Raw genomic sequence first — 17,963 nt, 5'->3', positions numbered from 1 at the left:
GGTGCGCGGGTGGGGCCGGGTTCAGGGATCGGGGCCGGGTGCACAGGCCGGGGCCGGGTTCACAGGTGGCCGGGGAGCCGGAAGACGTCGAGGAGGATGCCGAAGGTCAGGACGACCAGGAGCACGTCGTCGTCGAGGTGGGGGTGCAGGTCGGCGCCCTCGCGCAGGTGCTCCGCGCGCAGCCGCTCGACCACGGCCGGGTCGAAGTAGCCCTGCCGGGCGATCCGGGCGGGCGACAGCAGGTCGTTGACCCAGTCGAGGTCGAGCTGCAACAGGCCCGGGCTGCCGGGGGCCCGGAAGCCGTACTTCTCCCGGTGGACGATCTCCGGGGGGACGAGGCCGCGCGCGGCCTGCTTCACCACGGCCTTCTCGCCCAGGGCGTTGACCTTGAGGCGGTTGGGCGTGGTGCGGGCGAACTCGAGGACGTCCCGGTCGAGGAACGGGTAGCGGGCCTCCACGGAGTTGGCGAGCGCCATCCGGTCCCCGTGGTCGGTGAGCAGGTGGTCGGAGAGGCGCAGGGTGAAGTCCAGGTAGGAGCGCTGGCTCAGGCGCGGCCGCCCGGCGAGGCGGCGGTGGTCGACGACGGGGTGGGCGAGGCAGTCGAACTCGTCGAGGGACTTCCTGAGCGCGTCGGAGTACAGGCCCGACTTGGCCTCGCGCCAGGCGTGGTAGCGGCGTTCGTAGAAGAGCGACGGGTCGCCCCAGAGCCGCGCGCGCACGTCCTCCTCGAGGGCGTCCTCCAGCGGGTCGCCGGTGTCGGAGGCGGTGCGGCCTCCGGCGTCGAAGCGGTAGCCGAGGTAGCCGCCGAACAGTTCGTCGGAACCCTCGCCGCTGAGGACGGCCTTGACGCCGTGGGAGCGGGCGAGCGAGGACAGCACCAGCGAGCAGGTGTTGTAGGTCTCGCGGACGGGGCACTCGCTGTGCAGCACCATCCGGTGCAGCCGGTCGGCGATGTCGTCCCCGGTGAACTCGGCCTCGTGGTGCAGGGATCCGATCCGGGAGGCCATCAGGCGCTGGTAGCGGGACTCGTCGATGTCCGCGCCGGGGAAGGCGATGGAGAAGGAGTGGACGGGCGGTCCGGCCTGGGCGGTGAGGGCGCCGATGAGGGCCGAGTCCAGGCCGCCGCTCAGGTAGAACCCGACGGGCGCGTCGGCGCGCAGGCGCGAGCGGACGGCCCGGTCGAGGAGTTCGCGCAGCTGCTCCCCGTACGACTCGTCGGTGCGCGGCGGCCCCTCCGCCTGTTCCTGGTCGGCGGTCGGGTAGTCGAGGTCCCAGTACGCGGTCTCCTCCACCCGGCCGTCGGAGACGATCAGCTGGTGGCCGTTCTTGAGGCTCCTGATGCCGCGGAACATCGTGCGGGGGCTGACGAGCCCGGGGAAGGTCAGCACCTGGTCGAGGCCCGTCGGGTCGACCTCGCGCGGGACCCCGGGGTGTTCGAGGAGCGCCTTGATCTCGGAGCCGAAGACGAAGTGCCCGCCGGTGGCGGTGTAGTAGAGCGGCGCGATGCCGGCGTGGTCGCGGGCGAGGAAGAGCCGCCCGCGGCGGCGGTCGTGGACGGCGAAGGCGAACTGCCCGTTGAGGCGCTCGAGCAGGGCCGGGCCCTCGTCCTCGTAGAGGTGCAGCACCACCTCGACGTCGCAGTCGGTGCGGAAGCGGTGGCCGCGTGCCTCCAGGAGCGCCCGCAGTTCGCGGTGGTTGAAGATCTCGCCGTTGCAGACCATGGTCACGGTGCCGTCCTCGCCGGTCATCGGCTGCGCGCCGCCCTCGAGGTCGACCAGGCTCAGGCGGCGGAAGCCCAGGGCGACGCCGTCCTGGAGGAGGTGCCCGGCGGCGTCGGGGCCGCGGTGGGCCAGGACGGCCGTCATACGCTCCAGGACCTCGGGCGGTGTGGGGCGGGCTGACCCGAAGGCCATCGAGCCGGCGATTCCGCACATCAGCGGGCCTCCTCGTCCGGGGAGAGGTTCTCCAGCGACGTCAGCGACGTCAGCGACGTCAGCGCCTCGGCCAGGGCCGGGCCGATGGTCCGCAGGGCGGCGGGCCTGAGCATCCTGAGGTGCTCGCCGTCCACCGGCACGGTGGTGACGGGCCCCGCGACGACGGGCTCCCACCGCCGGGCGAGGTCCCGGGAGCCGCCGGTCGCCTCGAAGAGCAGGAGGGAGCCGTCGAAGACCCCCGGATGCGGGCCGGGGTCGCGCGCCAGGGCGATGGTGTTGCGGGTGACGCGCAGCAGCGCCGCGACCGTCTCCTCGTCGAGGGCCTCCATGGCCTCGCCGCCGTCGAACGCGACGGCCTCGATGCCCTCGATGCCGGTGTCCGCATCCGTAGGCTCGTCCCCGCCGACGGCCGGTACGGCGTCGATGACGGCGAGCAGGTCGACGCGGTGGCCGAGGGCGCGCAGCCGTACGGCGAGGGCGTGGGCCGCCGCGCCGCCGAAGGACCAGCCGGCCAGCAGGTACGGCCCCTCGGGCTGCGCGGCGGTGATCCGCGCGCAGTAGTCCTCGACCAGCTCGGCGAAGCTCCCGGCCAGGGCGCCGCGCCCGTCGAGGCCGCGCGCCTGGAGGGCGTACACCGGCCGCCCGGCCGGGACGTACGGGAGCAGCCCCAGGTAGCTCCAGCCGAGCCCGCTGCCGGGGTGGACGCACCAGAGCGGGCGTCCCTCGCCCGGGCGGAGGGTGACCACCGGCCGGAGGAGGTCGGCGCCCGGCGGCTGCTCCCGCAGCAGGCGCTCCACCGTCCCGCCGAGGAGCACCTGCTTCATGGTCAGGGCGAGGCCCGTGGTCTCCTCGATGCGGGCGATCAGCCGGGGCAGGAGGAGGGAGTGGCCGCCCAGTTCGAAGAAGTTGTCGTCGATGCCGACGGGGCCGGAGCCGAGGAGTTCCTCGAACACCCGGCACAGCGCGGCCTCGGCGGGGGTGCGCGGGCCACGGCTGCCGCTCCGGGCGTCCGGGCCCGCGCCGGGCAGGGCCGCGCGGTCGACCTTGCCGTTGGCGGTGAGCGGCAGTCGGGGCAGGACGAGGACGGAGGAGGGCACCATCGGCGCGGGGAGGGTCTCGGCCAGGGCCGCGCGCAGCGCCGCGCCCTGCGGCGGGCGGCCCGGGTCGGCGGGGACGACGTGGGCGACCAGGCGGCGGTCGCCCGCCGAGCGCTCCTCGACGCCCACCGCGCACCGGGCGACCCCCGGCAGGGCGAGCAGCGCGGCCCTGACCTCGCCCGGCTCGATCCGGTGGCCCCGGACCTTGACCTGGTCGTCGCCGCGGCCGACGTACTCCAGGAGGCCGTCCGACCGCAGCCGTACGAGGTCGCCGGTGCGGTACATCAGCTCGCCGGGCCCGTCGAAGGGGTTGGCGACGAACCGGGTGGCGGTCGGCCCGGGCCGGCCCAGGTAGCCCCGGGCGAGGCAGGGCCCGGCGACGTACAGCTCGCCGACGACGCCCGGCGGGACGGGGTGCAGGCGCTCGTCCAGGACGTACATCCGGACGCCCTCGAAGGGCAGGCCGATCGGGACGGCGCCCGCCGGGGTGGGCGCGCCCGGCGCCAGGCGGTGCTCGGCGCAGTTGACGGTGGCCTCGGTGGGGCCGTAGCAGTTGCGGACCTCGACGCCCGGGTGCTGCTCCCGCCAGGGCCGTAAGGCTTCGCCGTGCAGGGCCTCGCCGCCGATCAGCAGCAGCTCGGACGGGGCGGCCTCCGGGGGCAGTGCGTCCATCAGCTCGAGGTGGCTCGGCGTCACCTTCATGAACGTGTGGCGCGGTGCGCCCGCGGGCTCGGACAGCTCGCCGAGGTGGACGCGGCCGCCGCTCACCAGCGGGGTGAAGAGGGCGGTGACGGTCAGGTCGAAGGAGAGCGGCGAGTGCAGCAGGCTCGCCCCGGCGGCGCTCGGGTAGGCGGTGCGGCCGCGCAGGAGGTAGGTGCTCAGGGAGCGGTGTTCGACGACCACGCCCTTGGGCCGGCCGGTGGACCCGGAGGTGTGGATGACGTAGGCCGCGTCGCGCGGGTGGAGGTTCGCGGTGCGGTCCCGGTCCGTCAGGTCGGCGGCCGGGAAGGCGTCGGACTCCTTCCACCAGGTCTGCGCGTCGAGGCGGGGGACGCCGGCCGCCGGACCCGGACCGCCCTCCGCACCGGCGGTGACGAGCAGCCGAGGGGCCGCGTCGGCGAGCACGAGGGCGAGGCGCTGCGCGGGGTGGGAGGGGTCCATCGGCAGGTAGGCGGCGCCGGCCTTGAGGACGGCGAGCACGGCGGTGACGGCGGCGGCGCCCCGGGGCAGCGACAGGGCGACCAGGTCTCCGGGGCCGATGCCCTCGGCGGCCAGGTGCCGGGCCAGCCGGTTCGCCCGGGCGTTCAGCTCCCGGTAGGTCGACCGCTCCTGGCGGTCGGTCAGGGCGAGGGCCTCCGGCGTCCGTCGGACCTGGGCCTCGAAGAGCTCGGGGAGGGGCGGCGGGGCTTCGGGGTGGAGGAGGGTGCCCAGCCCCGGCCGCTCGTCCGGGAGGAGGAGGGGGACGTCGCCGATGCGCTGCGAGGGGTCCGCCGTCAGGGCGTCCAGCAGGAGGGCGAACCGGTCCGCGAGGCGGGCGGCGGTGGCGGGGTCGAACAGGTCGCGGGCGTACTCCAGCAGGCCCTCCAGCCCGCCCGGCTCGCTGCCCTGTTTACCGCCCGGCTCACCGCTCTGCTCGTTGCCCGGCTCGCCGCTCTGCGCATGGCCCGGCTCACCGTCCTGCCGTCGCTCCCGGAGGTGGAAGGTGAGGTCGAACTTGGCCGTGGTCAGGGCGGTGCCCTCCTCGGTGGCCGTCAGGCCGGGGAGCCGGGGGACGGCCGCCGTGCCGTCCTCCAGCACCAGCATCACCTGGAACAGGGGGTTCCAGGAGGCCGAGCGCACCGGGCTCAGCTCGTCGACCAGGAGCTCGAACGGCAGGTCCTGGTGCGCGTAGGCCCCGAGGTCACTCGCGCGCACCCGGGCCAGCAGCTCTTCGAAGGTCGGGTTCCCGCCGGTGTCGCAGCGCAGCACGAGCGTGTTGACGTACATGCCGACGAGGTTGTCCATGGCTTCGTCGGTGCGCCCGGCGACGGCCGTCCCGATCGGCAGGTCGGTTCCGGCGCCGAGCCGGGTGAGCAGCGCCGCGACGGCGGCGTGCAGGGCCATGAACACGCTGGCGCCGCTGCGCCGGGCCAGGGCCGAGAGCCGGGCGTGGGCGGCCGCGCCGATCCGGAAGGGCACCGAGGCGCCCCGGTGGGTGGCCACCGCCGGTCGCGGCCGGTCGGCGGGCAGCGGGAGCACGGGCGGAAGGCCGTTCAACGCCTCGCGCCAGTAGGCGAGTTGACGGCCGGCCAGGCTCCGCCCGTCCCGCTCGTCGCCGAGCAGTTCGCGCTGCCAGAGGGTGTAGTCGATGTACTGGACCGGCAGCGGCTCCCAGGCCGGGGCGCGGTGCTCCAGGCGGGCCGTGTAGGCGGTCTCCAGGTCGCGCAACAGCGGCTCCAGCGACCAGCCGTCCGCGGCGATGTGGTGCAGCAGGACGAGCAGCAGGTGCTCCTGGTCGCCCGTGGAGAAGGCGTGGAACCGTACGGGGGCCTCGGCGGCCAGGTCGAAGACGTGGGCGGCCGCGCGGGTGGCCTCCCGGTGCGCCTCCTCGCCCGTGCCGGTCCGGCCGGTCAGCAGGGTGGGCCAGGCGGCGGGGTCCTCCAGCACGACCTGCTGCGGGGTGCCCTCGGCCGTCAGTGGGAAGACGGTCCGCAGGATCTCGTGGCGGGCCAGGAGGTCGGTCACCGCGGCGGCCAGGGCCTCGGTGTCGAGCGTGCCGGAGAGGCGGTAGAGCAGCGGGATCCGGTAGCCGGCGCCCTCGTCGAGCCGGTCGAGGAACCAGATGCGGTGCTGGGCGTGGGAGAGCGGGATCACCGGGCACCGCCCGTCCGGGACGGCAGGGGGCGGGTCATCGGCGCTCTCCCGGCCGGGGCATGCGGCGCAGCGCGGGCCTGGACGGCGCGCCGGGGGCCCGGAGGCGTTCGGCCAGGGCGGCCACGGTCGGGGCCTCGAACACCGCCCGGACGTCGACCTCGACCCCGAGCGCGGTGCGGATGCGGCCGGCGAGCCTGGTGGCGAGCAGCGAGTGGCCGCCGAGGTCGAAGAAGGAGTCGTCGGTGCCGATCTCCTCGAGCCCGAGGACGGCGGCGAACAGCTCGCACAGGGCCTGTTCGTCGGCGGTGCGGGGCTTGCGCCGGGAGACCAGCCGGGAGAAGTCGGGGGCGGGCAGCGCCCTGCGGTGGACCTTCCCGCTGATGGTCAGGGGCAGGGACGCGGTGAGCACGACCGTCGGCACCATGAAGTCCGGCAGCAGGGCGGCCGCGTGGCGGCGCAGCTCCGTCTCCCGGGGGTGCGCGCCGGGGGCGGGCACGACGTACGCGACCAGCCGGTTCTCCCCTTCGGCGTCCTTGCGGACCACGGCCGCGACCTGGGCCACCTCCGGGTGGCCGCCCAGGACGGCCTCGACCTCGCCGGGCTCGACCCGGTAGCCGCGGACCTTGGCCTGGTCGTCGGTGCGGCCCGTGTACAGCAGCTGCCCGTCGGCGGACCAGCGCACCAGGTCGCCGGTGCGGTACACGCGCTCGCCGGGGCCGCCGAAGGGGTCGGCGACGAAGCGCTGGGCCGTCAGGCCGGGGCGGTTCCAGTAGCCGCGGGCCAGGGCGGTGCCGGCGATGTACAGCTCCCCGACCACGCCGGGCGGCACCGGGCGCAGCGAACCGTCCAGGACGTACATCCGGGTGTTGCGGATCGGGCCGCCGACGGGGGCGGTGGGGGAGGTCCAGCCGGTGAGCCCGGCCGGCAGGGAGAAGGCGGTGACGAGGTGGGTCTCGGTGGGGCCGTAGAGGTTGTGCAGGCGCCGTTCGGGGTGGGCGGAGAGGAACGCGCGCATGGCCGGGCCCAGCCGCAGGGCCTCGCCGCCCTGCCCGATCTCCCGCAGGGCGGGCAGGGCCAGGCCCTGGGTCAGGGCGGCCTCGCAGAGGGCCTCCAGCATCACGTTGGGCGCGCAGAGCTGTTCGACGCGGTGTTCGTCGAGCCAGCGGGCCAGGGCGGCCGGGTCGCGGCGCACCTCCTCGTCGGGGACGGCGAGCCGGCGGCCGGTGGCGAGGGTCTCGATGATCTCCCAGGCTGACACGTCGAAGCTGATCGCCGACACCTGGGCGACCGGGCCGCCGGGGCCGGGCCTGCCGCGGCGGATCCAGGCGGAGTGGGCGTGGACCAGGTTGACGATCGCCCCGGCGTTCATGGTGACGCCCTTGGGGCTGCCGGTGGACCCGGAGGTGTGGATCACGTACACGGGCGTCTGCGGGAGCAGGGGCGCCGTCCGGTCGCCCGGGCCGAGGTCCTCGTCGGCGCGGGCGGCGATGTCGGCGGCGGTGGCGGGCTCGTCCAGCAGGACGAGCGGGGCCTCCCCGGGGCTCAGCCGGGCGGCCGTGGCGAGGGTGGCGAGGACGGCGGCCGGGCGGACGTCGGCGAGCAGCAGCGCGGTCCGCTCCGCCGGGTAGGACGGGTCCAGCGGCATGTACGCCGCGCCGGTCTTGAGGACGGCCCAGATCGCCGTGATCAGGTCGAGCGAGCGGGGGACGGCCACCGCGACGACGGCCTCCGGGCCGATGCCGCGGGCGGCGAGGTGGCGGGCCAGGCGGTTGGCGCGGGCGTTGAACGCGCGGAAGGTCAGGCTGCCGTCGGGGGCGACGGCCGCGATCTCCTCCGGGGTCCGCCGGGCCCAGGACTCCAGCATCTCCGGCAGCGTGACGGCGGGGACGGGGTGCTCGGTGCGGTTCCACTCCCGCAGGACCAGCTCCTGTTCGGAGCGGGACCAGGGCTCGTACCGGCTGATCCGAAGGCCCGGGTCCCGTACGACCTGGGCGATCAGGCGTAGCAGCCGGTCGGCGACGGCCTCGGCGGTGCCCCGGTCGAACAGGTCGCCGCTGTAGTGCAGGAGGCCGGGCAGACGGGCCCCGGGGTCGGCGGACTCGTCGTCGAACTCCACCACCAGGTCGAAGGGCGTGGTGTCCGTCGCCACAGGCTCGGCCGCGACGTCCACGCCCGGGAGGCGCAGCTCGCCGGCCCGGTTGTTGCGCAGGGCCAGGGCGACCTGGAAGAGCGGGTGGCGGGAGAGGGAGCGCTCGGCGACCAGTTCGCCGACCAGCAGCTCGAAGGGCACGTCCTGGTGGCCGTAGGCGTCGAGGCAGGCTTCGCGGACCCGGCCGAGCAGCTCGGCGAAGGTGGGGTCGCCGGACAGGTCGGTGCGCAGGACCAGGGTGTTGGCGAAGAAGCCGACCAGGTCCGTCAGCGCGTCCTCGGTGCGCCCGGCCACCGGGGAGCCGATCGGGACGTCCTCGCCCGCGCCCATCCGCGCGAGCAACAGGGCGGTGGCGGCCTGGAGCACCATGAAGACGCTGGCGTCGTGGGCCCGCGCCAGCTCGACCAGCGCGGTGTGCAGCTCGGCGGTGAGGGTCAGGGGGACGGTCCCGCCGCGGTGGGAGCCCTCGGTGGGCCGGGGGCGGTCGGCGGGCAGGACGGTCTCCTTCGGCAGGCCGTCCAGCGTCCGCTTCCAGTAGGCGAGTTGGCGCGCCATGGCGGACTCCGGGTCCTCCGGGTCGCCCAGCAGGGCGCGCTGCCAGAGGGTGTAGTCGGCGTACTGGACGGGCAGCGGGGCGAGGGAGGGGGCGCGCCCGTCGAGGCGGGCGGCGTAGGACGCGCCGAGGTCGCGCAGCAGGGGGTGGACGGACCAGGCGTCGCCCGCGATATGGTGCATGACGAGGACGAACACGTGCTCGTCCGGGGCCAGTTGGAACAGGTGGGCGCGCAGGGGCGGTTCCGTGGCCAGGTCGAACGGGTGGCGGGCCGCCGCCGCGAGGAGCCCCGGCAGTGCGGACTCGTCGGTGGGCGTCACCGGCAGGGGCAGGTCCGGGGCCTTCAGGACGTGCTGGTACGGGTGGCCGTCCTCGGCGGGGAACACCGTCCGCAGGGACTCGTGCCGGTCCGTCACGTCGCGGACGGCGTCCCGCAGGGCCCCGGTGTCCAGGGGGCCGGTGAGCCGCAGCGCCAGGGCGTTGTTGTAGGTGTCGGCGGTGGCCTGCAGCTGGCGCAGGAACCAGAGCCGCGACTGCGCGTAGGAGAGCGGGACGCGCTCGGGGCGCTCGGCCCGGGTGAGCGCGGGCCGTGCCGGGGCGCCGCCGTCGAGGCGTTCGGCCAGCTCGGCGGCGGTGGGCGCCTCGTAGACGGTGCGGATCGCGACCTCCTGGCCCAGCTCGGCGCGGATGCGGGCGACCAGGCGGGTCGCCGTCAGGGAGTGGCCGCCCAGGGCGAAGAAGCCGTCGTCGGCGCCGACCTCCGGCAGGCCCAGCACCTCGGCGAAGATCGCGCACAGGGCCGTCTCGCCGGGGGTCCGCGGCTTGCGGCCGGTGGCGGGGGTGAACTGCGGTGCGGGCAGAGCCCGTTGGTCGACCTTTCCGGCGGTGGTGACCGGCAGCCGGTCCAGCAGTGTCACGGTGGCGGGGACCATGTACGCGGGCAGGAACGCGGCCGCCGTGTCGCGCAGTTCGGCCGGGTCGGGCGCGCGGCCCGGCGCCGGGACGACGTAGGCGTCGATGCGCGGGCCCGTACCGGCGCCGTCCCGGACCACGGCCACGGCGGATACCACGGCCTCGTGACGGGTCAACGCGGCCTGGACCTCGCCCAGTTCGATCCGGAAGCCGCGGATCTTGACCTGGTCGTCGGCCCGGCCCAGGAACACCAGGTTCCCCTCGGGGGACCAGCGGACGAGGTCCCCGGTGCGGTACATCCGGCTGCCGGGCGGGCCGTACGGATCGGCGACGAAGTGCGCGGCGGTCAGCCCCGGACGGCCCAGGTACCCGCGGGCCAGGCCCTCGCCCGCGATGTGCAGCTCGCCGACGGCTCCCGGCGGCAGCAGCCGCAGGGAGGAGTCCAGGACGTAGGCGCGGGCGTGCGCGACGGGCCGGCCGATGGGGGGAGCCTGGCCGCCGGAGGGGGGCCGGCAGAGCATCTGGGCGCAGTCGACGGTGGTCTCGGTCGGCCCGTAGCCGTTCCAGAACCGGCGGCCCCCGGCGGCCCACTGGTCGACCAGCTCGCCGGGCACCCGGTCACCGCCGGCCGAGACGACGCGCAGGTCGGGCAGCAGCTCGGGCCGCATCATCCGCATCGGCGCGGGGGACAGGTGGGCCGTGCTCACCCGGTGGCGCAGCATCAGCTCCTGGAGGGCGTCCACGTCGAGGCGTTCGCGGTCGTCGGCGAGCACGACGAGGGCGCCGGCCGCGAGCGGGACGAAGGTCTCCAGGACGGCGCCGTCGAAGGTGAGGGCGAACGCGGCCAGGACCCGGGAGGTCTCGTCGACCTCGTAGGCGTCCACGGCGTGCCGCACGAGCTGGGCGGCGGACGCCTGCTCGATCACCACGCCCTTGGGGCGGCCGGTCGAGCCGGAGGTGTAGATGACGTAGGCGGCGTGACGGGGCAGTACGGGCTGCGGAGCCTCGGCCCGCGCGTCGGCCCGCGCCTCGGCTCGTGTGTCGGTGAGGACCCGTCGGTCGCCCCAGTCCGGGGGGACGCGCGACGCCGAGGCGGCGTCGGTCAGGACGAGCACCGGCCGGGCGTCCTCCAGGATGTACGCGAGGCGCTCCTGCGGGTGCCCGAGGTCGAGCGGCAGGTAGGCGGCCCCCGCCTTGAGCACCGCCAGGAGGGCCACCAGCGCGTCCGCCGAGCGCGGCAGCAGCACCGCCACGTACCGGTCGGGCCCGGCCCCGCGCGAGCGCAGCACCTCCGCCAACTGCTGCGCACGCCCGTGGAGTTCGGCGTAGGTCAGCGAGTCCTCGCCGCACACCAGCGCGACCCGGTCGGGGGTGCGCGAAGCCTGCGCCTCGAGCAGGCCCGTCAGGGTGGCGGTCGGATGGGCGCCCGTTCCCCTGCCCCACTCCTCCAGGAGGGTGCGCCGCACCGGCGCGGGCAGGGTGTCGACGTCCCTCAGGAGGGTGTGGGCGGGGGTCGTGGTGATCCGGTCGAGCGCCTCGAGGAGCAGCAGCCGGGCGGCGGCGTGCTCCTGCGCGGTGTAGAGGTCGGGGTCGGTGTCGACGGCCAGTTGCAGGCCGGCCCCGCGGGCGACGTCCCACAGGGCCACGGAGAGGTGCTCGAACGGGCCGGTGGACAGGTTGTGCGCCGTGAAGGGGTGTCCGGCGAAGTCGCCGCCGTAGTCGAAGGGCATGACGTTCAGGGAGACGGTCCAGGGCTCCTCGCCGGGGACGAGGCCCAGGTCGCGCCTGATGTCCTCGTAGCGGTACCGCTGGTGGAGCACCGCCTCCAGGACCTTGAGCGAGCACCGGTCGACGAGCTGCTGGACGGTGTCGCCGTCGCGGACCCGGACGCGCAGCGGCACGATGTTCGCCATCACGCCGGGGACGGTCAGTTCGGCGCCCGGGCCCCGGCCGGGGACGGTGAAGCCGATGACGACCTCGCTCTCGCCCGTGGCCCGGCTGGTGAACAGGGCGGTGGCCGCCGTCATCAGACCGGCCAGGCCGGTGCCCAGACGGGCGGCGGCGCTCCTCAGGCGGTCGGCGGACGGTCCGTCGAGCCGGTCGAGCTCCCGGTGGCGGCGGCGTGCCGGGCCGGCGGCGGTGCGCCCGGTGAGGCTCACCGGCCGGGGCAGGGAGGCGAGTTCCTCGCGCCAGTGGCGGCGGTCCTCGGCGAAGTCCGGGGAGTTCCGGTAGGAGGCTTCGGCCTCGGTCAGCACGTCGACGGAGCCGAGGGGCGTGCCCTCGTCCAGGGTGTGGCCGGTGAGGGCCGCGTAGATCCCGGCGAGGCGCCTGACGACCAGGGGGAAGCCGAGGCCGTCGTTCACCAGGTGGTGGCAGCCCTGGTACCAGTGGAAGCGGGCCTCGCCGAGCCGGAAGAGGGTGAAGGTGACGAGCGGGCCGTGCAGCGGGTCGCGCGCCCGGTCGACGTCCTCGCGCATCCGGGCCAGGGCCGCCGCGTGCGGGTCCGCCTCGCCGCTGACGTCGACGATTCCGAGCGGGTGCCTCAGGGTGGGATCGACGCTCGCGGTGAGGCCCTGCCCGTCCTCGGTGAAGACCAGCCGCAGCGTCTCGGCCTCGGCCACCGTGCGCCGCAGGGCCTCCTCGAAGAGGTCGGTGTCGAGCGGCCCGGCGATGTCGAGGTACTCGCCGACGTTGAGCATCGCGCTGTCGGGATCGAACCTGTGCGCATACCAGAGCCCCTGCTGGCCAGCCATCAGCGCGACGCGTCGGGCTCCACGGTCCGGCATCCTGAATTCTCCCTGTCGGGGCCGTCGTCAGTAATCGAGATACGATTCGAGGGAACCCCGGCGGCGCACGTCGAGGGTGGCGCAGTGGAACGAACCGCCGAAGCTGTTGAAATTCCGGAAGCTGCACGGAACGGGTGCGAACCCCCATTCCTTGAGGGCGTCGATCATGGGTTCCTCGCCGCGTTCCACGACGACCCGGGTCTCGTCCAGCGAAAGCAGGTTCATATTGATCCACTTGCTGGTCATGTAGAGCGGGTGCGAGTCCGGGATGACGGGCCGGGGCGCCCGCAGAACGTCCCAGCCCTTGAAGATCCGGGGGACCTCGCGGACGCGGTCGGGGTGGATCAGGAGTTTTCCGGGGGCGAGCGGCACGAGTGTGGCGTCGATGTGCATGGGGTGCGCGTCGTCGAACTCGAGCACGTGGATCCGGTAGTCCCCGCCGAGGTGGCGGCGCAGCCAGGAGATGCCGAAGTCGTTGGTGACGTTGCTCCGCTGCGCGATGATGTCGCGGCCGCACCGGGTGAAGTCGGCGGCGTCGAAGGTGGGCTCGAACTCGGTGACCACCAGCCGCGTCGGCCCGCCGGGGCCGGGCTCCGCCCAGTCGAGGTCGTACTGCTCGTCGGTGAGCTCGGGTTTGGGCCCGGCGCTCCACCTGGCGCCGCCGCGGAAGTACTCCTTGAGGAGCGGACGGTAGGCCAGGGTCTCGTAGTACCGGGAGCGCCAGGCCATGGGGCACTCGATGATGTCGTCGCCGACGACGAGCAGGGCGTCGCGGGGCATCGCCGCGTACAGGCCCGTGCTGGACCAGTCGCGGGTGGCGTAGGGCCGGTCCTGGGCGGGGGTCTCGGGGCGCCGGACGGTGATGCCCTCCGCCCTCAGGACGTGCGAGAACTCCTCCAGCTCCTGGCGGGCGAGGGCGATGCGTTCGGCGGGGAACGGTCGGCCGGCGTTGTCGCGGAAGGTCTGCCGGTGGTCGGCGGGAATGACCGGTTCGAGGGCGATGTGCCACGGCGGGAACACGGCACCGTCGACGGAGCCGACGATGACCTCCTCCAGTGGGTCCCATTCCGTGTAGGAGGAAACCGGCGAGGGGGGCGTCAGGATGTCAAAACGACCTGAATCGGACATGTCAAGCTCCGCCACGCTTTCCTCGTGGGATAACAGGGGAAACTAAGCACACTTTCCTGCGGGTGGGATTCTTCTCCGGGCGCCGCAATCGATCACCGGAATTGATCGAGCAATGTCTACGCACAGATGCAACCAGCGTGACGAGAGGGCATGCTTACGTCAATCGGGCTGTCGTGTGACGCAGATCACTCGTGAGAATGATCGCGGGTGGGCATATTGTGCCGAGTAGATCCTGGGGGCCTTCCGTGCCGTCCCGGAGTGCCGATCACAATCCCGCACACCAGCATCCTTCTGTGATTCATGTGCAAGAGGGGACAGATATGGCAATGGGAAGTTCAGAGAGAGCGGTGGCCGACATCTTCAACTCCGCGGTCGCGGCCTCCGCGATCAGCGCGGCGTGGGAGCTGGGACTGCTCGACGAGATCCGGACGCGCGGAGTCGTCAACGTCCAGGCGTTCGCCGGCGAGCACGAGCTGGACGCCCCGTCCCTGCTGGGTCTGTGCCGCGCGCTGTCGGCGGTGGACGTGGTCGAGCGCGAGGGCGCCAAGGTCAGCGCCGGCGCCCTGTTCGAGGAGACCTGCCGGACACGCTCCTTCTTCCACTGGCTCACCCGCGGCAGCGGGGACCTCTTCCAGCGGATGCCCGAGGTCGCACGGACCGGCAGCCGCAAGGGCGACTACTACCGGCGCGACAGCGCCGCCATCGCGTACGCCTGCCGGGAGATCAGCAGCTTCTGCTACGACCCCTGGTTCTGGGAGGCGCTGGACGGGCTCGACTTCGACGTCCGCGTGGTGGCCGACCTGGGCTGCGGCAGCGGCGAGCGGCTGCTGCAGGTCCTGCGCCGCCACCCGCGCGCCCGCGCCCTGGGCATCGACATCGCCCGCCCCGCCCTCGACTTCGCCCAGGCGGCCGCCGACGCGGAGGGCCTCGGCGACCGCGTCGAGTTCGTCCACGCGGACGTCCTGGACATGGCCCCGCGCCCCGAGTTCGCCGAGGTCGACGTCCTGACCTGCTTCATGATGGGCCACGACTTCTGGCCCCGCGAACGGTGCGGGGCGACCCTGCGCCGCCTGGGCACGCTCTTCCCGCGGGCCCGTCGGCTGCTGATCGGCGACGCCACCCGGTCCGAGGGTCTCGAGGACGCCGAACTGCCCGTGTTCACCCTGGGGTTCGAGCTCGCCCACGACCTGATGGGCACCTTCATCCCCACCCGCGGGGACTGGGAGTCCGTCTTCGGCGAGAGCGGCTGGACGCTGCGCAGGACCCACGCGATCGACATCGCCGTCGGCGAGGTGATCTTCGAACTGGACCGCACCTGAGCGGTGGACCGGCCGACGGGACGCCGGTCCACACTGACGACGGAGGGGAACCCGCATGGCCCGACCCGCAGCCGCGCCCGACTTCCACCACATCGCGCTGCAGACCTTCGATCTCGACAACTCGATCGCCTGGTACCGGGACTACTTCGGATGCCACCCCACCTGGGCGACCGACAAGTTCTCCGAACTGACCCGCTCCCGGCTGCCCGGCATCCTGCGCATGGCCGAAGTGGCCCTCGGGCCCGCCCACTTCCACCTCTTCGAACGCGAGGAGCCCGCGGGGACCACACCCCCGTCGGCCACGGGGATCCAGTTCCAGCACGTGTGCCTGAGCCTCGACGCCCCGGCCGACCTGCCGGTGTGGCGCGAGCGGTGGAACGAGCTGTTCGCCTCCGGCCGCTACGTCTTCCTGCGCCCGGAGGAGCCGACCGAGATCGTCGTCGACGACATGGGGACGCACAGCTTCTACTGCCTGGACGTCAACGGCCTGGAGTTCGAGTTCACCTGCGTCACGGGGGAGGCGCGGTGACCCGGCTGTCGGCGGTCGCGGCGCTGTCGCCGCCGGGCCCCGAAGGCTGGGACTTCAGCGACTACCCGTACGGCCTCGAGCCGCTGATCATGCCCGACCCCAAGGAGGACCTGCTCGACGACGAGCGGCACCCGGAGACCACCCGGGCCACCCTCCTCCTCCTGGCGCAGGCCCACAGGGGCTTCGGCACCACCACCCCGGCCGTCGGGCGCGAGGCGCTGGAACAGCTCTTCTGGTTCCGCTGGATGATCGGGCACCACATCTCCTTCGTCCTGTGGCGCCTCATCGCCGACGCCCTCAAGCGGCTGCCCCCCGACCAGGGCGACGGGGAGGCCGACTCCGAAGCCCTGATCCAGTACGTGCGGGCGTACAGCGGCATGCTCCTCTACACCGGCTCCTGCACCCCGGAGATCTACCGGGCGACCATCCGGCCGAGCATGTTCCGCCTGCACAGCACCTTCAGCGGCACCTGGGCCCCCGACTTCCCGCCCGTGCGCAGCCTGTTCCGCGGACGGCGGGTGCCGCCCGTGCAGCCCTCCCGGGCGCCCGAACTGGTCGCGCAGATCGAGCTGTGCCACCGCATCCACCTCGGCGTCGCCTCCAAGCTGGTCGAGAGCGGACGCTCGCTCCTCCAGCAGTCCGTCGCCGAGAAGGCGGCGCAGGGGCACCGGATGTGGGAGGGCATCTTCGACTGCTACTTCCTCACCCAGCGCGCCCCGGTCGGCGCCGACGCCGTCCTGGCCCAACTCCTGCGCCGCAACAAGGCCGTGGTCATCGACCTCGCGACCAACGGCCTGTACCCGGAGCCCCTCCCGGAGGAGGAGCTGCCCAGGGAACTGCGGGACGCCGACGTCCTGGCCTGCGAACAGGACCTGGTCGCCTCCCTGTTCCGGGTCTCGGGCCTGGCCGCCGGCCTCACCGCCGACCAGGCCCTGGCGTGAGCGCGCTGCGGCACGGAGTCGTCCTGCTCCCCGAACGGCGCTGGGCCGAGGCCCGGGGCCGGTGGCAGCGCGCCGAGGAGCTCGGATTCGACCACGCCTGGACGTACGACCACCTGATGTGGCGGATGCTGCGCGCGGAGCCCTGGTTCGCGGCCGTCCCCACGCTGGCCGCCGCGGCCGCCGTCACCTCCAGGATCGGGATCGGCACCCTGGTGGCCGGCCCCGCGTTCCGGCACCCCGTCACCCTCGCCAAGGAGGTGATGACCCTCGACGACGTCTCCGGCGGCCGGTTCGTCCTCGGCGTCGGCGCCGGAGGCGGCGGGTACGACGACGAAGCCCTGGGCCTGCCCGCGCCGACGACCCGTCAACGCACCCGCAGGTTCGAGGAGTTCGTCGAAATCACCGACCTCCTGCTCCGCCGGCCCGTCACCACCTTCGAGGGCGAGCACTACACCGCCCGGGACGTGCACCTGCACCCCGGCTGCCTCCAGCAACCCCGGGTGCCGTTCGCCGTCGCGGCCACCGGAGCGCGGGGCCTGGCCCTGGCCGCACGCCACGCCGACATCTGGGTGACGGCCGGCCACCCCGGCTGGGGCGAGCCGCAGCCCTACGACCGGGCCCTCGACGACCTGCGCGCCCAGGCCGACCGGCTGGACGACGCCTGCGCCGCGATCGGCCGCGACCCCGCCACCCTGCGCCGACTGGTCCTCACCGGCGCGATGATCAGCGAGGTCAGCGCCTCCGGCGCGAGCTACCAGGACGCGTGCGGGCGCCTCGCCGGGATCGGATTCACCGACGTGGTCTCCCACTGGCCCCGCGCGGGCTTCCCGTACCGGGGCAGTGAGAAGGTCCTGGAGGAGATCGCCGAGGTCATGGCAGCGGAGCGTGCCGCGTGATCGGCTACCGGATCGTCGACATGTTCACCGACCGCCCCTTCGGCGGCAGCCCCCTGGGAGTGGTCCCGCACGCGCAGGGCCTGTCCACTGCCTCGATGCAGGCCATCGCGGCGGAGCTCAACACCGCCGAGACCGCCTTCGTCCTCCCGCCGACCGACCCGGACTGCGCCTACCGGGTGCGCGTCTTCAGCCCCGCCGCCGAGTCGCCCCACGGATCGCACTGCGCCGTGGGAACCGCCGCCACCCTCGTCCGGCTGGGGATCGTCCCGGCCGGGCCGCTGCTCCAGGAGTGCGGAACGGGCCGTCAGCAGCTGGCGGCGGAGCCCGGACGGGCCACGCTCACCGCGGCCGGAGCCGTCCGGGGCGCCGACCTCGACCCGAAGGCGCTGCTGGCGCTCACCGGGCTCGACGAGGCCGACCTGGAGGGCCCGGACGGCCTGACGCCCCGGTCCGCCGGCTTCGGGGCGGGGTTCGCCTTCCTGCCCGTCCGCCCGCCCGCACTCGACCGGGCCCGCCCGGACCTCCCGGGGATGGCCGGGGCGGGCCTGCCCGCGCTCTGCCTCTTCACCTGGGACGACGCCGAACGCACCGCCCACGCCCGGCTGTTCGCCCCCGGGTTCGGCATCCCCGAGGACCCGGCCTGCGGCCCCGTCGCCATGGCCCTGGGCGCCCTGCTGGCCGAGGCCGGCCGGCTGCCCGCGACGGACGGCACCCACGCCTACACCGTCCACCAGGGTGCCCGGCTGGGCAGGCCCGCCACCCTCGCCTGCACGGTGTCGCTCGAGGGCGGACGTGTGGTCCGCGGCGGGACGACCGGGCAGGTCACGCCCGTCGCCTCGGGGCGCATCGCCACCGCCGGCTGACCG

9 protein-coding genes are annotated in these 17,963 nt (G+C 74.3%); 5 read left to right on the top strand and 4 right to left on the bottom strand.

The features are described 5' to 3' along the window. Positions 1-59: 59 nt before the first annotated feature. From asnB to IH61_RS0111450, 4 genes are read right to left on the bottom strand one after another with little or no spacing between them, the layout of a single operon-like run. Entirely contained in the window at positions 60-1,934 is a 1,875-nt protein-coding gene (gene asnB, locus IH61_RS0111465) for an asparagine synthase (glutamine-hydrolyzing) (protein WP_031068429.1), read from the bottom strand. After that, entirely contained in the window at positions 1,934-5,884 is a 3,951-nt protein-coding gene (locus tag IH61_RS0111460) for a non-ribosomal peptide synthetase (RefSeq protein ID WP_037972348.1), read from the bottom strand. The genes asnB and IH61_RS0111460 overlap by 1 nt, the downstream gene beginning before the upstream one ends. A 34-nt stretch (positions 5,885-5,918) precedes the next feature. After that, positions 5,919-12,284, bottom strand: coding sequence for a non-ribosomal peptide synthetase (locus IH61_RS0111455; RefSeq protein WP_078911017.1), 6,366 nt, complete (start codon positions 12,282-12,284; stop codon positions 5,919-5,921). A 27-nt stretch (positions 12,285-12,311) separates the two neighbouring features. Then, positions 12,312-13,412, bottom strand: coding sequence for an amidinotransferase (locus IH61_RS0111450; protein ID WP_051836848.1), 1,101 nt, complete (start codon positions 13,410-13,412; stop codon positions 12,312-12,314). A 326-nt stretch (positions 13,413-13,738) separates the two neighbouring features. On the opposite strand from IH61_RS0111450, the gene IH61_RS0111445 reads away from it, so the two are divergent. Genes IH61_RS0111445 through IH61_RS0111425 form a run of 5 tightly spaced genes read left to right on the top strand, consistent with a single transcriptional unit; the run spans position 13,739 to position 17,960 of the window. Beyond that, positions 13,739-14,731, top strand: coding sequence for a class I SAM-dependent methyltransferase (locus IH61_RS0111445; RefSeq protein WP_234327136.1), 993 nt, complete (start codon positions 13,739-13,741; stop codon positions 14,729-14,731). Between the two features lie 55 nt (positions 14,732-14,786). Further along, positions 14,787-15,260, top strand: coding sequence for a VOC family protein (locus IH61_RS0111440; protein ID WP_031068418.1), 474 nt, complete (start codon positions 14,787-14,789; stop codon positions 15,258-15,260). Continuing rightward, a complete protein-coding gene (locus IH61_RS0111435) occupies positions 15,257-16,201 on the top strand; it encodes a hypothetical protein (protein WP_031068416.1) in 945 nt (314 codons plus the stop codon). The genes IH61_RS0111440 and IH61_RS0111435 overlap by 4 nt, the downstream gene beginning before the upstream one ends. Then, positions 16,198-17,097: an LLM class flavin-dependent oxidoreductase gene (locus tag IH61_RS0111430; RefSeq protein WP_031068415.1), complete on the top strand. Its 900-nt coding sequence runs from the start codon at positions 16,198-16,200 to the stop codon at positions 17,095-17,097. Before IH61_RS0111435 ends, IH61_RS0111430 begins: the two co-directional genes overlap by 4 nt. Continuing rightward, positions 17,094-17,960, top strand: a complete 867-nt coding sequence (locus tag IH61_RS0111425; RefSeq protein ID WP_051836844.1) for a PhzF family phenazine biosynthesis protein — start codon at positions 17,094-17,096, stop codon at positions 17,958-17,960. Before IH61_RS0111430 ends, IH61_RS0111425 begins: the two co-directional genes overlap by 4 nt. The last annotated feature ends 3 nt before the right edge of the window (positions 17,961-17,963 follow it).

The organism is Streptomyces sp. NRRL WC-3742, from assembly GCF_000720635.1.
GTDB lineage: Bacteria > Actinomycetota > Actinomycetes > Streptomycetales > Streptomycetaceae > Kitasatospora.
Note: the sequence above shows the minus strand (reverse complement) of the source record. Positions and strands in the feature narration are given on the sequence as shown.